The sequence below is a fragment of the Methylobacterium sp. J-070 genome, assembly GCF_022829385.1.
GTDB lineage: Bacteria > Pseudomonadota > Alphaproteobacteria > Rhizobiales > Beijerinckiaceae > Methylobacterium.
Genome location: NZ_JAKSXX010000243.1, coordinates 1 through 15,317, shown reverse-complemented (window position 1 = coordinate 15,317; position 15,317 = coordinate 1). Strand labels below are relative to the sequence as shown.

Annotated in this window: 16 protein-coding genes and 1 pseudogene; 11 read left to right on the top strand and 6 right to left on the bottom strand. The window is 72.9% G+C overall.

The features are described 5' to 3' along the window. Positions 1-12: 12 nt before the first annotated feature. Entirely contained in the window at positions 13-1,407 is a 1,395-nt protein-coding gene (locus tag MKL01_RS27900) for an amidase family protein (RefSeq protein WP_243908431.1), read from the bottom strand. 322 nt (positions 1,408-1,729) lie between these two features. On the opposite strand from MKL01_RS27900, the gene MKL01_RS27895 reads away from it, so the two are divergent. Beyond that, a complete protein-coding gene (locus MKL01_RS27895; RefSeq protein WP_243908430.1) occupies positions 1,730-1,891 on the top strand; it encodes a hypothetical protein in 162 nt (53 codons plus the stop codon). A 67-nt stretch (positions 1,892-1,958) separates the two neighbouring features. Here MKL01_RS27895 and MKL01_RS27890 read toward each other — a convergent pair whose 3' ends face one another. Then, entirely contained in the window at positions 1,959-2,879 is a 921-nt protein-coding gene (locus MKL01_RS27890) for a metallophosphoesterase family protein (RefSeq protein ID WP_243908429.1), read from the bottom strand. A 64-nt stretch (positions 2,880-2,943) separates the two neighbouring features. Further along, positions 2,944-3,435: pseudogene (locus MKL01_RS27885) on the bottom strand (VIT1/CCC1 transporter family protein); the annotation flags it as partial. A 296-nt stretch (positions 3,436-3,731) separates the two neighbouring features. On the opposite strand from MKL01_RS27885, the gene MKL01_RS27880 reads away from it, so the two are divergent. Genes MKL01_RS27880 through lpxK form a run of 3 tightly spaced genes read left to right on the top strand, consistent with a single transcriptional unit; the run spans position 3,732 to position 6,822 of the window. Next, a complete protein-coding gene (locus MKL01_RS27880; protein WP_243908428.1) occupies positions 3,732-4,511 on the top strand; it encodes a lysophospholipid acyltransferase family protein in 780 nt (259 codons plus the stop codon). After that, a complete protein-coding gene (locus tag MKL01_RS27875; RefSeq protein ID WP_243908427.1) occupies positions 4,508-5,839 on the top strand; it encodes a 3-deoxy-D-manno-octulosonic acid transferase in 1,332 nt (443 codons plus the stop codon). The genes MKL01_RS27880 and MKL01_RS27875 overlap by 4 nt, the downstream gene beginning before the upstream one ends. Further along, on the top strand, positions 5,839-6,822 hold the full coding sequence (gene lpxK, locus MKL01_RS27870) for a tetraacyldisaccharide 4'-kinase (protein ID WP_243908426.1): 984 nt from the start codon (positions 5,839-5,841) through the stop codon (positions 6,820-6,822). Before MKL01_RS27875 ends, lpxK begins: the two co-directional genes overlap by 1 nt. Before the next feature lie 3 nt (positions 6,823-6,825). Here lpxK and MKL01_RS27865 read toward each other — a convergent pair whose 3' ends face one another. Together MKL01_RS27865 and MKL01_RS27860 are read right to left on the bottom strand one after the other, a co-directional pair. Further along, on the bottom strand, positions 6,826-7,044 hold the full coding sequence (locus tag MKL01_RS27865) for a DUF2093 domain-containing protein (protein ID WP_243908425.1): 219 nt from the start codon (positions 7,042-7,044) through the stop codon (positions 6,826-6,828). 104 nt (positions 7,045-7,148) lie between these two features. Further along, complete coding sequence (locus MKL01_RS27860; protein WP_243908424.1) at positions 7,149-8,159, bottom strand: bifunctional riboflavin kinase/FAD synthetase; 1,011 nt, start codon at positions 8,157-8,159, stop codon at positions 7,149-7,151. 295 nt (positions 8,160-8,454) lie between these two features. On the opposite strand from MKL01_RS27860, the gene MKL01_RS27855 reads away from it, so the two are divergent. The 6 genes from MKL01_RS27855 to MKL01_RS27830 all read left to right on the top strand — a co-directional run bounded on the left by MKL01_RS27855 (position 8,455) and on the right by MKL01_RS27830 (position 12,525). Beyond that, the gene (locus MKL01_RS27855; RefSeq protein WP_010685368.1) at positions 8,455-8,838 is read left to right on the top strand and encodes a response regulator; all 384 of its coding nucleotides are present in this window, start codon (positions 8,455-8,457) and stop codon (positions 8,836-8,838) included. 110 nt (positions 8,839-8,948) lie between these two features. Beyond that, entirely contained in the window at positions 8,949-9,482 is a 534-nt protein-coding gene (locus MKL01_RS27850) for a protein phosphatase CheZ (protein ID WP_243908423.1), read from the top strand. 103 nt (positions 9,483-9,585) lie between these two features. Then, a complete protein-coding gene (locus tag MKL01_RS27845; protein WP_243908422.1) occupies positions 9,586-10,380 on the top strand; it encodes a creatininase family protein in 795 nt (264 codons plus the stop codon). Positions 10,381-10,448: 68 nt separating this feature from the next. Then, positions 10,449-11,180, top strand: coding sequence for a DUF1223 domain-containing protein (locus tag MKL01_RS27840; protein WP_243908421.1), 732 nt, complete (start codon positions 10,449-10,451; stop codon positions 11,178-11,180). Positions 11,181-11,290: 110 nt separating this feature from the next. Next, on the top strand, positions 11,291-11,848 hold the full coding sequence (locus MKL01_RS27835; RefSeq protein ID WP_243908420.1) for a sigma-70 family RNA polymerase sigma factor: 558 nt from the start codon (positions 11,291-11,293) through the stop codon (positions 11,846-11,848). After that, a complete protein-coding gene (locus MKL01_RS27830) occupies positions 11,848-12,525 on the top strand; it encodes an NrsF family protein (protein ID WP_243908419.1) in 678 nt (225 codons plus the stop codon). Before MKL01_RS27835 ends, MKL01_RS27830 begins: the two co-directional genes overlap by 1 nt. A gap of 87 nt (positions 12,526-12,612) precedes the next feature. On the opposite strand, the gene MKL01_RS27825 is transcribed toward MKL01_RS27830, so the two are convergent. Then, positions 12,613-13,104, bottom strand: a complete 492-nt coding sequence (locus MKL01_RS27825; RefSeq protein ID WP_243908418.1) for a YcgN family cysteine cluster protein — start codon at positions 13,102-13,104, stop codon at positions 12,613-12,615. Positions 13,105-13,424: 320 nt separating this feature from the next. Between MKL01_RS27825 and MKL01_RS27820 the strand changes: the two genes are divergently transcribed. Next, a partial coding sequence (locus MKL01_RS27820) for a transglycosylase domain-containing protein (protein ID WP_243908451.1) occupies positions 13,425-15,317 on the top strand: 1,893 nt, incomplete at its 3' end.

The following is a 15,317-nucleotide window of genomic DNA, read 5'->3' as shown; positions in this document are numbered from 1 at the left end:
CCCGACGCGGCGTCAGGCCGGATCGACCGGAATCTCCGGGACGCCGGCCGCCTCGATGGCCGCGCCGGCCGCGAGGCACAGGTCCTCGCGGTAGCGCGCCGCCGCCAGCTGCACCCCGACCGGCGTGCGCCCGACAAGACCGGTGGTGACCGTGAGGGCCGGGACGCCGATCGGCGCCAATCCGACCTGCAGCAGGTTGGCCTCGAAGGCCCGCGCGATCCCGGCATCCCCCGTGCGGTCGAGCCCGTCGGGGAACGGCAGCTCGGCCGAGACCGGCACCAGCAGCACGGGAGTCTCGGCGAGGAACCGCGACCAGTCCCGGGCCAGCGTCGCGCGCCGGGTCAGCGCCGCCGCGATGGCGTCGGGGGCCATGGCCTCGGCCCGGTCGCGGAAACTCTCCAGCAGGCCGATCGCCGCCGGATCGCCCTCGCGCTCCGCGGCGGCGCGGACCGCGGCGTAGCCGTCGCCCAGCCAGAGCTGGAGCTGGATCTCGCACGCCTCCCGGATCGGCGGCGTGTCGGCGATCTCCCGGACCGTCCAGCCGGCCTCGGTCAGGCGCCGCGCGGCGTCCCGCAGGGCGGCCTCCACCTCCGGCACCACCGCTAGACCGCCCGGGCGTACGCAGAGCGCCGCCTCGCGCGGGCGCGGCGGCCCGTCGAGGGGGGCGGGCACCCACCAGGGATCGCGCGGGTCGCCGGCGGCCATGACCTCCAGGCCCAGGCGGATATCCGCGATGCTGCGCGCCAGCGGTCCCGACACCGCCATGAGCTGGGGCCCGATCCCCCGTTCCGGCGAGGTCGCGTTCCAGGCCGGGATCCGGCCCAGGCTCGGGCGCAGGCCGTGCACGCCGCAGGCATAGGCCGGGTAGCGCACGGAGCCGGCGATGTCGGTGCCGTGGGCCAGCGCGCCGATGCCGGCGGCGACGGCCGCGCCGGCCCCGCCGGACGAGCCCCCCGGGGTCAGCGCGGGATCGCGGGGGTTCCGCGTCTCCCCGTGCAGCTGGTTGGTGGTGAACCAGCGCAGCGAGAAGGCCGGCGTGTTGGTCCGCCCGAGCAGCACCGCGCCGGCCCGGCGGAGATTGGCCACCACCGGATTGTCCTCCGCGGCCACCAGGTCGCGCTGGAGGTTCAGCCCGTTCGTCGTCGCGAACCCGCGCTGGTCGGCGTTGACCTTCACGGTCACCGGGACTCCGGCGAGGGGCCCCGGGGCGTCGCCGCGCGCCCGCGCGGCGTCGACCGCCGCGGCTTGGGCCAGAACCTCCTCGGGGCGGTGCTCGACCACGGCGTTGATCCGGCCGTTGACGGCGTCGAGCCGGTCGAGGGCGTCCTGCGCGACCTCCCGGGCCGAGACTTGGCCGGAGCGGATCAGCGCCGCGAGATCGGTCGCCGTCAGACGCCAGAGCTGCATGGAGGTTCCTTTCGTCCGCACCGGCGGGGCCGGCCGATCCCGCGAATCACGCCGCCCGGGCCCGTCCCGACTGGCCCGATCACCTTATTCAAAATGCAAGTGAAGGGCCGCTTTTTTGAGCATCTTCGGATCGCCAACACCGCCAATGGCTTGCCGCGCTGCAACGGAAATACTTAAGCATTGGTCGCGTCCGGGCTCTTGCCACGGCGGGTGCGGCGGATAACCTCGCCGGTGTTCGACGTCGCATTTCGGTTGCACGGCTCAAGAGAAGAGCCGGTCTTCCAAGACGACGTCAAGCAACCTCAAGCACAGGAGGGTTTCCATGGCAGAGGTCATTCGCGTCAAGCCGACCCACGACGGAACCTACACCGTGTATCGTGGCACGCTCGCGTTGATCTGCGGTCTCACGCGCCTCCAGGCCGAGCGCTACGAGGCGAGCCTCAGCCGCCAGCAGCGCGACGAGGAACTGGCCGCCGGCGCCTGACAGGCCGCGCGACAGCGGAACGACGCGCCGGCGCGCCCGCACGCGGGACGTGCCGGCCGATGCCCATTCAGGCGGGATCGCCGGCAAGATCGACGGCGCCGAGGTCGCCGACCGCGCCCGCCGCATCGAGGCCGCGCCGCCGGGCGCTGACCGCGAAGCCGGTCTCCGCCCGGGCGATCTCGAACAGGAGATACGAGGCCCGGCGCGCGGCGGTCGCCCCGTGCCCGTCGGGCCGGGCCGAGGCCGAGGGGACGCCGACGACCGGCACCGCTCGCCCGGCCGGCCCCGGGATGGCGGTGCTGCTCATCACGTGGTTATGCCCGTGCAGGATCAGCTCCGCGCCGGCCCGACCGATCATCGCCGTGAAGGCGGCCGCATCCTTCAGCTCGCGCCCCGTCGCAGCGCCGCCGGGCTGCGGCGGATGGTGGATCAACACCACCCGGAACGGCCGGCCCGGCTCGGTGTCCAGGGCGCGCAGCAGGGCTTCGGCGGCGGCGAGCTGGGGCGCGCCGAGGCGTCCGGTGGCCACGAACGGTTTCGTCGGGATCGCGCTGGAGAGGCCGACCAGGGCCAGCGGGCCGCGCCGCCTCAGGTACGGGAAGCGTCCCGACGCGCCCGAATCGTCGCCCGTGTAGCGGCCGCAGGCGGCGAGCAGCCCCTCCAGGGAGCCGCGCACATAGGCGTCGTGGTTGCCCGGGACGAAGCTCACCGCCTCGGGCGGTCCCAGGGCCTCCAGGAAGGTGCGGGCCGTCTGCCATTCGCTCGGCAGGCCGATGTTGCACAGGTCGCCCGTGCAGGCGACGTGCCCGGCCCCCTGCCCCTTCAGGTCCGAGACCAGGGCCTCCAGCACGGTCATGTCGTGGCTGCGCGAGCGGCCGCGGCGCCAGTTGGCGTAGCCGGTGGCGCGCTTGCCGATGAGCTGGTGCAGGCGCACCCGGCCGAGGGGGCCGACATGCGGGTCGCTGAGATGGGCGAGGCGGAAGGTCAACGCCGGGGGTCACGCTCGAGACGGCCAGGAAGGCCGATCCGCATCGCGGGCGCGGGCCCCGGCGTCAAGCGCTTCCGATCAGCATCCCGGCGGCGAGGACGAGGGCGCCGCCGAGCATGACCTGCAGGGCCGCGCGCCAGAACGGCGTCGCCATGAAGCGCGTGCGGATCGCCGCGATGACCACGAGTTCGACCACCACCACCAGCACGGCGAGGCTCGTGGCCAGGACGAAGGGGTTCGGCCAGCCGGCGGGGAGCGTGTCGGGGATCGCGTAGGGCAGCGTGTGGCCGAGGCCGCCCAGCGTCGTCATCACGCCGCAGACGAGGCCGCGGACCCAGGGATCCCCGCGCCCGGTGAGGCTGCCGTCGTCCGACAGGGCCTCGGTGAAGCCCGTGCTGATCCCCGCCCCGACGGAGGCCGCGAGCCCCACCAGGAAGGTCGCGCCATTGTGACCCGTGGCGAAGGCTGCGGCGAAGATCGGCGCCAGCGTCGAGACCGAGCCGTCGATCAGGCCGGCCAGGCCCGGTTGTACGTAGCGCAGCGCGAAGGCGCGGCGCTCCTCCCCGGCTCCTTCGGCCACGCGGCCGAGAACAGCTGCCATCTCAGAACTCCTCGATTGGATTCATTCCAATCTATATTCTAGAATCGATCTAAACAAGCGGGCCCGCCGCGTTTTCGCCGCGCGGCGGGAGCATCCGCAGCGCCGGATCGGCCGCCGGGGACGGTGGCCCTATCGGTCTGGTTGTGGGCGACGCCGATTGTTTCGTCTCAGGCGCGGGGGCTAGACGATGCCCAGTCGAATTCGATCCGGATCTGATCGGGCGGCGGCGATCAAGCCGCCTCGGGCATGACATGAGCCTCGGTAAGCGTTTTCTCCGTCACCCGATCGTGCAGCGCGTCCTCGGCCGTCTCGCGGCGGCCTACCTGCGGCTCGTGCGGTCGACAAACCGGTTCGAGGTCCATGCGGCCGGGGCGGGCCCGGCCGGCGTGGATGCGTGGATGGATGCGCGGCTGCCGCTCATCGCCGGCATGTGGCACGGGCAGCACATCATGATGCCGTTCATGCGCCGGCCGGGGGACCGGGTCGCCACGATCATCTCCAAGAATCCGGACGGCAACATCAACACGATCGCGCTGGAGCGGCTCGGCGTGCGCGTGATCCGGGCGTCCGGCGCCCGCGGCCGCAGCCGCTCCAGCGACACCCGCGCCAAGGGCGGCGCGGAGGGATTCCGGGCCATGCTGCGGGCCCTGAAGGCCGGCGACTCGGTGGCCTTCAGCGCCGACGTGCCGAAGGTCTCGCGCCGGTGCGATGCCGGGATCCTGACCCTGGCGCGCTTCTCCGGCCGGCCGATCGTCCCGGCCGCCGTGGTGACGAGCCGGCACCTGCGCTTCGGGTCCTGGGACCGGGCCTGCCTGGGCCTCCCCTTCGGCCGCGGGGCCGTCGTGCTGGGTGATGCGATCTACGTGACCCGCGACTGCGAGGGCGAGGCGTTCGAGGCGCTCCGGCGCCACGTCGAGGCCGAGATGAACCGCGTGCATGCCCGGGCCTACGCGCTGGTCGGGCGCGCCGACCGGGCCGCGCTCTATCGCGACCCGGCGCCCGAGGCCGACCCGGTGGGAGACGCGGCGTGAGGCAGCCCTCCGTGACCCTGCCGCTGCAGCTCTACCGGGCCGGCCTGCGGATCGGCGAGCCGGCCCTGACCGGGCTGCTCGCGTGGCGCGCCCAGCGCGGCAAGGAGGATCCGTTGCGGCTTCCCGAGCGGCGCGGCCTGCCCGGCCGCGCCCGCCCGGTCGGGTCGCTGGTCTGGATGCACGGGGCGAGCGTCGGCGAGGCGCTGTCGCTGATCGGTCTCGTCGAGGGCATGATCGCCCGGGGCTTCTCGGTTCTGGTGACCACCGGCACGCGCGCGGCCGCCGATCTGATCGGCGCCCGCCTGCCCGTCGGGGCGGTGCACCAGTACATGCCCCTCGACGCGCCGCGCTGGATGGGCCGGTTCCTCGACCATTGGCAGCCGAACCTCGCGGTGGTCGCCGAGTCCGAGATCTGGCCGAACACCATCCTGGCCCTGGACGAGCGCGAGATCCCGCTGATCCTGGTCAACGGGCGGATGTCGGAGCGCTCGTTCCGGGGCTGGGAGCGCTGTCCGCGCACCGCCAAGGCGCTGCTGTCGCGGATCGCCATCTGCCTCAGCCAGACCCAGGAGGACGGGGAGCGCTTCGCCAAGCTCGGCGCGCCGCGGGTGAGCATCGCCGGAAACCTGAAATTCGACGCGCCGGTGCCGCCGGCCGACGCGCAGCAGCTCGCCTATCTCGGCGCCATGATCGCCGGCCGGCCGGTCTGGGTCGCGGCCAGCACGCATCCGGGCGAGGAGACCATGGTCGCCTACGCGCACGCGGTGCTGAAGGCGCAGTTCCCGCAGCTCCTGACCATCGTCGCCCCGCGTCATCCCGGCCGCGCACCGGAGGTGATCGAGTGCGCCGACGGCGTCGGCCTGCGCAGCGCCCGGCGCTCGGCCGGGGGCCGCCCGCACCCGTCCGTGGAGGTCTACATCGCCGACACGATCGGCGAGCTCGGCCTGTTCTACCGCCTGGCCCCCCTGGTGTTCGTCGGCGGTTCCCTGGTCCCGCGCGGAGGCCAGAACCCCATCGAGCCGGTGCGCCTCGACACGGCGGTGCTGCACGGACCCCACACCGACAATTTCGGCGCGATCTACCGAGCCCTGGATCGGGCCGGCGGCGCCCTGCCCGTGCGCGACGGGGTCGAGCTCGCCGGCCTCGTCGGCGAGCTCCTGCGGGATCCGGCCCGCCTCGCCGGCGTCGCGCAGGCCGGGCAGCATGCCCTTCGGCCGTTCGAGGGGGCGGTGGCGCGCACCCTCGCGGTGCTCGATCCCTTCGTGGCGCAGATGAAGCTTCAGCGCCTCGACCGGGGCGGCCCCGTGCGCCCGCTCGCGCGGGCCTGATGCGGCCGCCGGATTTCTGGGCGCAGGGACCCGACCACCCGGCCGCGCGCTGCCTGGCGCCGCTCGGGGCGGCCTACGGGGCGCTGGCGGCCCGGCGCATGGACCGTCCCGGCGCGGCGGCGGGCTGCCCGGTGGTGTGCCTGGGGAACTTCACCCTCGGCGGGGCCGGCAAGACACCCGCCGCGCTGGCTGTGGCGGCCCTGCTCGTCGAGCTCGGCCGCGCGCCTGCCTTCCTGTCCCGCGGCTACGGCGGCCGCCTCGCCGGCCCGGTGCAGGTCGAACCCGGCCGGCACGGCGCCGCGGCGGTCGGCGACGAGCCGCTGCTCCTCGCCCGCCGGGCGCCGACCGTGGTGGCCCGCGACCGACCGGCGGGGGCCGCCCTGTGCCGGAGCCTCGGCGCCGACGCCATCGTGATGGATGACGGGCTGCAGAACCCGACCCTCGCCAAGGATCTCACGCTGGCCGTGGTCGACGGGCCCACGGGCCTCGGCAACGGCCTGCCGTTCCCGGCGGGGCCCCTGCGGGCGCCCCTGGCCCGGCAATGGCGGCACGTCTCGGGGCTGATCGTGGTCGGAGCCGGGGCGCCGGGCGAGGCGGTCGCCCGCGAGGCGGAACGGCGGGGCCTGCCGGTCCACCGGGCCCGTCTGGTCCGGGAGTCGGACGATCTGGCGGGCCGGCGTTGCCTCGGCTTCGCGGGGATCGGCCGGCCGGAGAAGTTCTTCGCCACCCTGGCGGAGACGGGGGCGGAGATCGTCGGGACGCGCCCCTTCCCGGATCATCATCCCTACCGGGACCGGGAGATGGACGCCCTCGCGTCCGAGGCGCGCCGGCTCGATGCCGAGCTCGTGACCACCGAGAAGGACGCGGTGCGTCTGCCCCCCGCCTATGCGGGCGGCGTGCGCGTGCTGCGCGTGCGCCTCGTCGTCGACGCGGCCGAAGCCCTGAGCGGACAACTCCGGAGCGCCCTCGCGGGTGCCCCGTGACGGTCAGGGACGGCCGGTCTCCTTCAGCCGCTTCAGGATCGCCTCGGGGGAGATGTAGGCCTCCTGCCGGGTGGCGCTCCAGTAGCGCAGCGCGTCGAGCGGGATCGGCTCGCCGGTGACCGCGCAGCGCACGAAGCTGCCGGGCTTGACGACCCGCATGGTGCCGTCGCCGTACTCGACCACCGCCTCGCCGCTGTTCCCGCGCTCGTAACGACCCAGCACGTCCGCCTCCTGCTCCGTCCGACCTCTACACGAATCCGGACGGCCGCGCCGCCGCGGGACGATCCGGCGAAAGCGGGCGCATCACGGCACCGGCTCGCGGCGGTTCACGACGGCGACGCCATCGGAAACGGCCCCAGCATGGACGGGGTTGCATCGGCCGCCAACAGGGCCCGCGCCGCATCTGCGTCGACGTGCATGCGCGCGACCAGCGCGTCGGCGCTGGCGAACCGCTCCTCGCCGCGGATGTACCCGACGAACTCCACGGCGATCTCCTGACCGTAGAGGTCGCCGGAGAAATCGAACAGGTAGGTCTCGAGCAGCGGCGCGCCGTCGTCGAAGGTCGGCCGGCGGCCGTAGCTCGCCACGCCGTCGTGGAACCGCCCGGCTCCGAGGCGGACCCGGACCGCGTAGATTCCGTGCGCCAGGCCGCAATCGGGCAGCCGCATGTTGGCGGTGGGGAAGCCGAGCTGCCGACCGCGCTTGTCGCCGTGGCCGACCGGGCCGAGCACGAACCAGCGGTAGCCGAGCAGGGCATTGGCGCGGGCGACGTCGCCGGCGGCGAGCGCTGTGCGGATCGCGCTCGACGAGACCGGCTCGGCCTCGCCTCCGAGGGCGACCGGCTCGACGATCCGGCAGGCCATGTCGGCCTCCCGGCAGAGTTCGGCCAGGATCGCCGGTGTGCCCTCGCGGCCACGGCCGAAATGAAAATCGTGGCCGACCACAACGCCGGACAGGCCGAGCGAGCCCTTCAGGAAGTCGCGCACGAAGGCGCGGGCGCTCGTGGCGGCCAGAACGCCGTCGAAGCGCCGGACGATCAACCCGTCCAGCCCCAGTCGGGCGAACACGATCTCCTTGGCGGCCAGGCTGGTCAGGCGGAACATCGGTGCGTCGGGCATGAAGTAGGCCCGCGGATGCGGCTCGAAGGTCAGGACCGCCGCAGGCCGGTCGGCGTCCCGCGCCGCCGCGCGCACGTTCTCGACCAGCACCCGGTGGCCGAGATGGACGCCGTCGAAATTGCCGATCGCCGCGATCGCCCCGGCCAGGGCCGGCGGCACCGGCATGTCCGCGCCGCAGATGGTGAAGGGCCGCGCGGCCGTCTCGTCGCCTGGGACCATCGGTTCGGGGTCGGATGCTCGGAAGGGCCGGATGGAGCCGCCTGACGTCTCCGCCAGGGGTGCCGGACGCGGCCGGACCCTGCCGAAAGGCGCCCGAAGGGTCAAGCGAGGCGGCGGCGGACCGCCGGGCCGCGCAACCGCGGCCCCTGCACCCTCGGCGGCGATTAACGGCTTCGCAAGGCAGATGCCCTATTTGAAATGCTGTGCATCGCAGCTAAAAAGCCGCGTTAGCGAAGCGTTCATCTATCCGGGAGCCGGCGCGGCTTCCCGCCGGCCAATACGGAGCAGTTGTTCGATGGCTCTCGACTTGAGCATGCCGATCCTCGTCGTCGACGATTACCAGACGATGGTCCGGATTATCCGTAATCTTTTGAAACAGTTGGGATTCGAGGAGGTCGATGACGCCTCGGACGGGACGGCCGCTCTTGCCCGGCTCAAGGACCGCAAGTACGGGCTCGTGATCTCCGACTGGAACATGGAGCCCATGACCGGCTACGAGCTGCTGCGCCACGTTCGGGCCGACGAGAATCTTCGGACCACGCCGTTCATCATGGTCACGGCCGAATCGAAGACCGAGAACGTGATCGCCGCCAAGAAGGCCGGTGTGAACAACTACATCGTCAAGCCCTTCAACGCGGCCACGCTGAAGTCGAAGATCGAGGCGGTCTGCGGGAGCTGATCGGTCCTATGCAGCGCATTCCGCACAGCCCGACCGAGACGCCGCTGCGCCCCATGGCGCCCAGGCGCGGCGTTGTCCGTCGAAACGGCCGTCGATCCGAGGAGGACAGCATGACGCTAACCGCCGAGCGGCAAGTCGACCTGCGACTTCGGGAGCCGCAGGCGGTGATCTCCGAGCTGATCGAGATCGCGGACTACATCGCCCATCTGCGCGAGGAGATCGGCGCGTTGCGGGCGAACGAGATGAGCCGCGACAACATCCCGATGGCGCACGAGGAACTCGGCAGCGTCGTCGCCGCGACGGCGGGCGCCACCAACACGATCATGGAAGCCGCGGAGGCGATGCTCAGCCTCCCCGACGGTCCGGGCTACCGCGACGCCGTCGAGGAGCGGATCAACACGATCTTCGAGGCCTGCGCGTTCCAGGACATCACCGGCCAGCGAATCGGCAAGGTGGTGGAGTCGCTCCGGCTGTTCGAGCAGCGGCTCGCCCGGTTCGTCGGGGCCGTGAAGGCGCGCGATGCGGCCTCCATGGATCCGGCCGAACGCGCCCGCCGGGCCCGGGCCGAGGACCTGATGCTCAACGGCCCCCAGGCCGTGTCCGCCACGCCCTCGCAGGACGACATCGACGCGCTCTTCGGCTGACGCGTTGCGGACCGCCGGCGACCCGGCGGTCGACTCGGCGGCGGCACACCGGCTACATCGCCTTCCGGCGCCGGATGCGGCGCCCCCAGGAGGCTCGGCAGGCATGGCGGCGCGGCTTTGGTCGGACCTGACCACCGAGGATCTGGCCCGCCGGGACATGCGGCGGACGATCGCGGTGCTGCCGGTGGCCGCCACCGAGCAGCACGGCCCGCACCTGCCGCTCTCCACGGACACGATCATCGCCGAGGGCTACCTCGACCGTGTGCGCACGCGCGCGACGGCGGATCTCGACGTGCTGCTGCTGCCCGTGCAGCCGGTCGGGAAGTCCGACGAGCACGACGGCTTTCCGGGCACGCTGTCCCTGGAGACCGGCACGGCGCTCGCCGCCTGGACCGGGCTCGGGGCGGCCGTGCACCGCGCCGGCTGCCGCAAGCTGGTGATCGTCACGAGCCACGGCGGCAACAGCGCGCTGATCGATCTGGTGGCGGGGGAGTTGCGCGCCCGCTTCGGCATGGTGGCGGTGACGACCGCCTGGGCGCGTTTCGGCTATCCCGAGGGCCTGTTCCCGGCGGACGAGATCGCCCACGGCATCCACGCCGGCGGCGTCGAGACCGCGCTGATGCTGGCCCTGCGGCCGGATCTGGTGCGCACCGACAAGATCGGGGATTTTCCGCCGCGGACGCGCGCGATGGTCGGCCGCTTCACCCACCTGCGGGCCGGCCGTCCCGCCGCCTTCGCGTGGAAGGCCGGCGACCTCCATCCCGCCGGCGCCATGGGCGACGCGCGGCTTGGAACCGCCGAGGCCGGTCACGCCGCCCTCGATCACGGCGCGCAGGCGTTCCTGGCCCTGTTGCGCGACGTCGACGCCTTCGAGCTCGACGAGCCGGGCCCGGCGTAACCGCTGCGGCGGCGCGGCCGAAGGAACCGGTACGTCGGCCCCGGATCGCCGGCGCGGGAGTCCCGGCCATGCGCCCTGCCCTCATGATCTCCGTCGCCCTGCTCTGCGCCGGCCTTGCCCCGGCCGCCGCGGCAGAGCGCCCCGTCGTCGTCGAGCTGTTCACCTCGCAGAGCTGCTCCTCCTGCCCGCCCGCGGAGGCGCTGATCGGCCGGCTCGCGCAGGCGGGCTCCGACGTCCTGCCGCTGGCGTTCCACGTCACATACTGGGACCACCTGAATTGGCGCGACCCCTACAGCCTGCCGGCCGCCACGGCACGCCAGGAGGCCTACGCCGCCCACCTCGGCGGCTCCAGCTATACGCCGCAGGCGGTGATCGACGGGCGGACCGGGCTGGTCGGCTCCGACGAGGCCGGCCTGCGCGGCGCGATCGCCCGCGCCCGGGCGGGCGGGTCCGCTGTCCCCCTGACGCTGGCCCCCGACGCAGACCGGCTGGTCGCGCGGGTCGGAGCCGCGACCGTTGCGGCGCCCGGCGGCGCCCGCGTCCTGCTGGTCGGCTTCGATCCGAGCCACACCACCCGGGTGCTGCGCGGCGAGAATGCCGGGCGCACCATCGACCAGGCCAACATCGTCCGTTCCCTGCGCGACCTCGGCCGCTGGTCCGGCGCCGCCGTGACGTTCACGTCCGCGCGACCCGAGGGTGAGACGGCGGCGCTGCTGCTGCAGGCCGGGGACGGACGCATCCTCGGCGCGGCCCGCCTCGAACCGGCCGATGCCGCGAAGGCCCGGGAGGCCCTGCGATGATCCTGGCGGTTTCCGGCGGGCTCCAGGCGGCCGGATGGGTGCTGGCGTCGGGATCCGACCGCAGGGTAGATACGACGCGGGCCGGTGAACGGCAGGGCGGCGGAGTCCGGATGGCGCTCGAAGACGACCTGGCGGCCCTGATGGCGTCGGCGCAGGGCGGCGACGCGGCGGCCTACCGCGCCCTGCTCACGGCCTGCCTGCCGGTCGTGTCGGCGATGGCGCGGGCCCAGGGCGTGCGCGGCGAGGCGGTGGACGATGTCGTTCAGGACGCGTTGATGACCGTCCATCGGGCCCGGGCGAGCTACGATCCGGCGCGGCCGTTCCTGCCGTGGCTGCGGGCGATCACCCAGCGGCGGGCGATCGACCGCCTGCGCAGGGCCGGCCGCCGCCCCCGGGAAGTCAACGACCCCCTGGCCTACGAGGCCGAGGCCGATCCCGGGCCCGCCCCCGGGCAGGGACTGGAGGCGCAGGACCGCGCCGCCGCCCTGGCGCGGGCCGTCGCGGCGCTCCCCGACGGGCAGCGGCAGGCGGTGGAGCATCTCGGCCTGCGCGAGCTGTCGCTCGACGAGACCGCGGCGCTCACCGGACGCAGCAAGGGCGCGCTCAAGGTCAATCTGCACAGGGCGCTGAAGGCCCTGCGCGCCAGCCTGACGCAGGAGAGGGAGTGATGGCCGACCGCGCCGGCTGCGGACTCTCACGCCACGAGCGGCTCGTCGAGGATCTCGCGGGCGGCCTGGAGCCGGTGCGCCGGCTCCCGGCGCCGGCGGTCCGTGCGGCGCTCTGGCTCGGCGCGGCCCTGCTGATCGGTCTGATGCTGGCGACGCAGGCGGACCCGGCGCGCCTCATGCTGCGCCTGCGCGTGCCGGATCTGGCGCTGGCCGGGATCGGCGCCGTGCTGACCGCCATCACCGCGGCCTTCGCGGCCTTCGCCACCAGCGTACCGGGCCGATCCGGCCGCTGGGCGCTCCTGCCGCTTCCGCCGCTGGCCCTGTGGATCGGCGCCAGCGGCCTGGGTTGCCTGCGCGAGTGGATCGCCCCGGGGACGGACATCCCCGGCGCCCATACGGTGACCGGCTGCTTCAGCTTCCTGATCTGCGTCTCGGTGCCGCTGTCGGTCCTGATCGTGGTCATGCTGCGCCGCGCCTGCCCGCTGCGGCCGAATCTCACGGCAGCCCTGGGCGGTCTCGCGGTGGCGGCGGCGGCGGCGGCGCTGCTGATCCCGGTCCATCCGCACGACGCCACGGCGACGGACCTGCTGATCCACGCCGCGGCCGTCGCCATCGTCATCGCGGCGAACGGGCTGGGCGGTGGACGGCTGCTCGGCCGGGACGCCGGGCTCGGCTGAGCGGATCCACCGGATCGGGACGCCGGCGCCCTCCGTCAGCCCGACCGCGGATTGGCCGACCGGAGACGGCCCGACCGAAAAACGGTCCTATCGCGCGTCCGGATCGAGGCCCGGCCAATCGACGATCCGGTCCAGCAGCTCCTCCTCGGAAAACTCCTCCTCGTTGCCGGCGAGCCGGCCGCGGACCGAGATGCCGGCCTCGTGCACGCTCGACGCCCGGCCCGAGATCAGGGGATGCCACGGATAGAGCGGCTCGCCGTCCCGCACGAGGCGGTAGGCGCAGGTCGGCGGCAGCCAGGCGATCGTCCGGACCGCCTCGGGGGTCAGGCGCACGCAGTCGGGCACGCGCTTCTGCCGGCGGGGATAGTCGCGGCACCGGCAGGTGAGGCCGTCGAGCAGGGTACAGCCGATATCGGTGTGGTGGACCTCGCCGGTATCCTCGTCCTCGAGCTTCAGCAGGCAGCACCGGCCGCACCCGTCGCACAGGCTCTCCCACTCGGACGGGGTCATGGCTTCGAGCGTCTTGGTCTGCCAGAACGGCTCGACTGCCCCGCGGCGCGGCGCCTCGGGCTTGGGCATCGGTCAGGTCTCTCGATCGGGATGCGTCTCTCTGCCCGAGCCGTTGGAGCGGAGCAAGCGTTGCCGGCTGCGCCCGAACCGGAGGCGGCGGCCCCCCTGAACCGGAGGCGCCGGCTTCGGCCGCCCCTCGCCTGCGACCGGCGCGCATCGCCCCGCGATCGTCCGCGGCGATTCGCAAGACTGCGCAGAGCCTCGCGGACGCCTCAGGATCCTGCTATGGACGGAGACGCCGCGCGGTGTCTCGGCCGCGGGGCCTGCCCGCGGTGCGGGCGCTCGATCCACACCGCCGCCAAGGCGCTCGACAAGCCGGGTTCGACATCGTGCGCCTGCCGACGATCAGCGAGATCAGGATCCGCCTCGAGCACGCCGCGCTCGCGTTCGACGCCTGGGTCAACGCAACCCTGTACGACAGCGGCCAGTCCACCGGCGACGCCTACGGGCGCTTCCAGCGCTTCATGAGCCGCTTCGCGGTGCGCGGCTGGAAGCGCGCCGTCCTGGACCTGACGAGCGAGGGCGTCACGATCGGGACCGGCGGCGCCGTCGTGATGCTGGCGCTGGCGCAGCCCGCCTTCCAGCTCACAAGCGACAACTGGCTCAAGCAGCAGGACCTCGCCGTCACCTTCCTCGACCGCTACGGCACCGAGGTCGGGCGGCGCGGCATCAAGCACGACGACTCGCTCAAGCTCGACGAGTTTCCCGACATCATGATCAAGGCGCTGGTCTCCACCGAGGACCGGCGCTTCTACGAGCACTGGGGCATCGACCCGATCGGCACCCTTCGGGCGCTGGTGAACAACTCGAAGGGCGGCAGCGGCACGCAGGGCGGCTCGTCCATCACCCAGCAGCTCGCCAAGAACCTGTTTTTGACGAACGAGCGCTCCCTGGAGCGGAAGGTCAACGAGGCGTTCCTGGCGCTGTGGCTGGAGAGCCATCTCACGAAGAACGAGATCCTGAAGCTCTATCTCGACCGGGCCTACATGGGCGGCGGCACCTTCGGCGCGGTGGCGGCGGCGGATTACTATTTCGGCAAGCCGCTCAAGGACATCAGCCTCGCGGAAGCCGCCATGCTGGCGGGCCTGTTCAAGGCGCCGACGAAGTACGCCCCGCACGTCAATCTGCCGGCGGCGCGGGCCCGCGCGGCCGACGTGCTGCACAACATGGTGGAGGCGGGCTTCGTCACCGAAGGCCAGATCCAGACGGCCCTGCGCAACCCGGCGACGCCGGTGACCCGGACCCGCGACATCACCGCCGACTACTACCTCGACTGGGCCTTCGGCGAGATCAAGGCCATGGCCGACGCCGGCAAACTGCGCAGCGACCGCGTGCTGATCGTGAAGACGCCCCTCGATCTCGCGATCCAGAAGCGCGCCGACGAGGTGGTCGCCGACACGCTCCGCAAATCCGGCGACGCCCTCGACGTGGACGAGGCCGCCATGGTCATCCTCGACCCCGACGGCGCCTTGCGCGCCATGGTCGGCGGCGCGGATTACGGCGAGAGCCAGTTCAACCGCGCCACCGACGCGCTGCGCCAGCCCGGCTCCTCGTTCAAGCCCTACGTCTACTCGGCGGCGCTGGCCTCGGGGCTGTTCAAGCCCGAGACCGTCGTGGTCGACAGCCCGGTCTGCATCGGCAACTGGTGCCCGCAGAATTACGGCCGTTCCTATGCCGGCCGGGTGCCGATGTGGCTCGCCGTGGCGAAGTCGATCAACACGATCCCGATCAAGATCTCGATCGCGCTGGGCAAGGGGATGGGCATCACCCACGAGGCCCGGGCCGCGAAGGCGGGCCGCGCGAAGATCATCGAGACGGCCCACCGGATGGGCATCACCTCGAACCTGATCGACACGGTCTCGATGCCGATCGGCTCGGACGAGGTGACGGTGATCGATCAGGCGGCCGGCTACGCGGTCTTCGCCAACGGCGGCTTCCGTGCCAAGCCCTACGCGGCCATGGAGGTGAAGAATTCCTCGGGCGAGGTGATCTACCGCCACGCCGACGAGGCGCCGGAGCGGGTGCTCTCGCCGCAAGTGGTCGGCGACATGAACTTCATGCTCAACAAGGTGGTCGAGGAAGGGACCGGCAAACGGGCCCAGCTCGAAGGCGTGAAGGTCGCGGGCAAGTCCGGGACCACGAACGCCTACCGGGACGCGTGGTTCGTGGGCTACACCGGCAATTACGTCGGCGCCGTGTGGTTCGGGAACGACGACCACACC

Coding starts and splice junctions, on each gene's coding strand:
- MKL01_RS27845 (WP_243908422.1), top strand. CDS start 9,586: ATGGCGGCGCGGCTTTGGTCGGACCTGACCACCGAGGATCTGGCCCGC.
- MKL01_RS27830 (WP_243908419.1), top strand. CDS start 11,848: ATGGCCGACCGCGCCGGCTGCGGACTCTCACGCCACGAGCGGCTCGTC.
- MKL01_RS27880 (WP_243908428.1), top strand. CDS start 3,732: ATGAGCCTCGGTAAGCGTTTTCTCCGTCACCCGATCGTGCAGCGCGTC.
- MKL01_RS27840 (WP_243908421.1), top strand. CDS start 10,449: ATGCGCCCTGCCCTCATGATCTCCGTCGCCCTGCTCTGCGCCGGCCTT.
- MKL01_RS27855 (WP_010685368.1), top strand. CDS start 8,455: ATGGCTCTCGACTTGAGCATGCCGATCCTCGTCGTCGACGATTACCAG.
- MKL01_RS27850 (WP_243908423.1), top strand. CDS start 8,949: ATGACGCTAACCGCCGAGCGGCAAGTCGACCTGCGACTTCGGGAGCCG.
- MKL01_RS27825 (WP_243908418.1), bottom strand. CDS start 13,104: ATGCCCAAGCCCGAGGCGCCGCGCCGCGGGGCAGTCGAGCCGTTCTGG.
- MKL01_RS27895 (WP_243908430.1), top strand. CDS start 1,730: ATGGCAGAGGTCATTCGCGTCAAGCCGACCCACGACGGAACCTACACC.
- MKL01_RS27835 (WP_243908420.1), top strand. CDS start 11,291: ATGGCGCTCGAAGACGACCTGGCGGCCCTGATGGCGTCGGCGCAGGGC.
- MKL01_RS27860 (WP_243908424.1), bottom strand. CDS start 8,159: ATGGTCCCAGGCGACGAGACGGCCGCGCGGCCCTTCACCATCTGCGGC.
- lpxK (WP_243908426.1), top strand. CDS start 5,839: ATGCGGCCGCCGGATTTCTGGGCGCAGGGACCCGACCACCCGGCCGCG.
- MKL01_RS27900 (WP_243908431.1), bottom strand. CDS start 1,407: ATGCAGCTCTGGCGTCTGACGGCGACCGATCTCGCGGCGCTGATCCGC.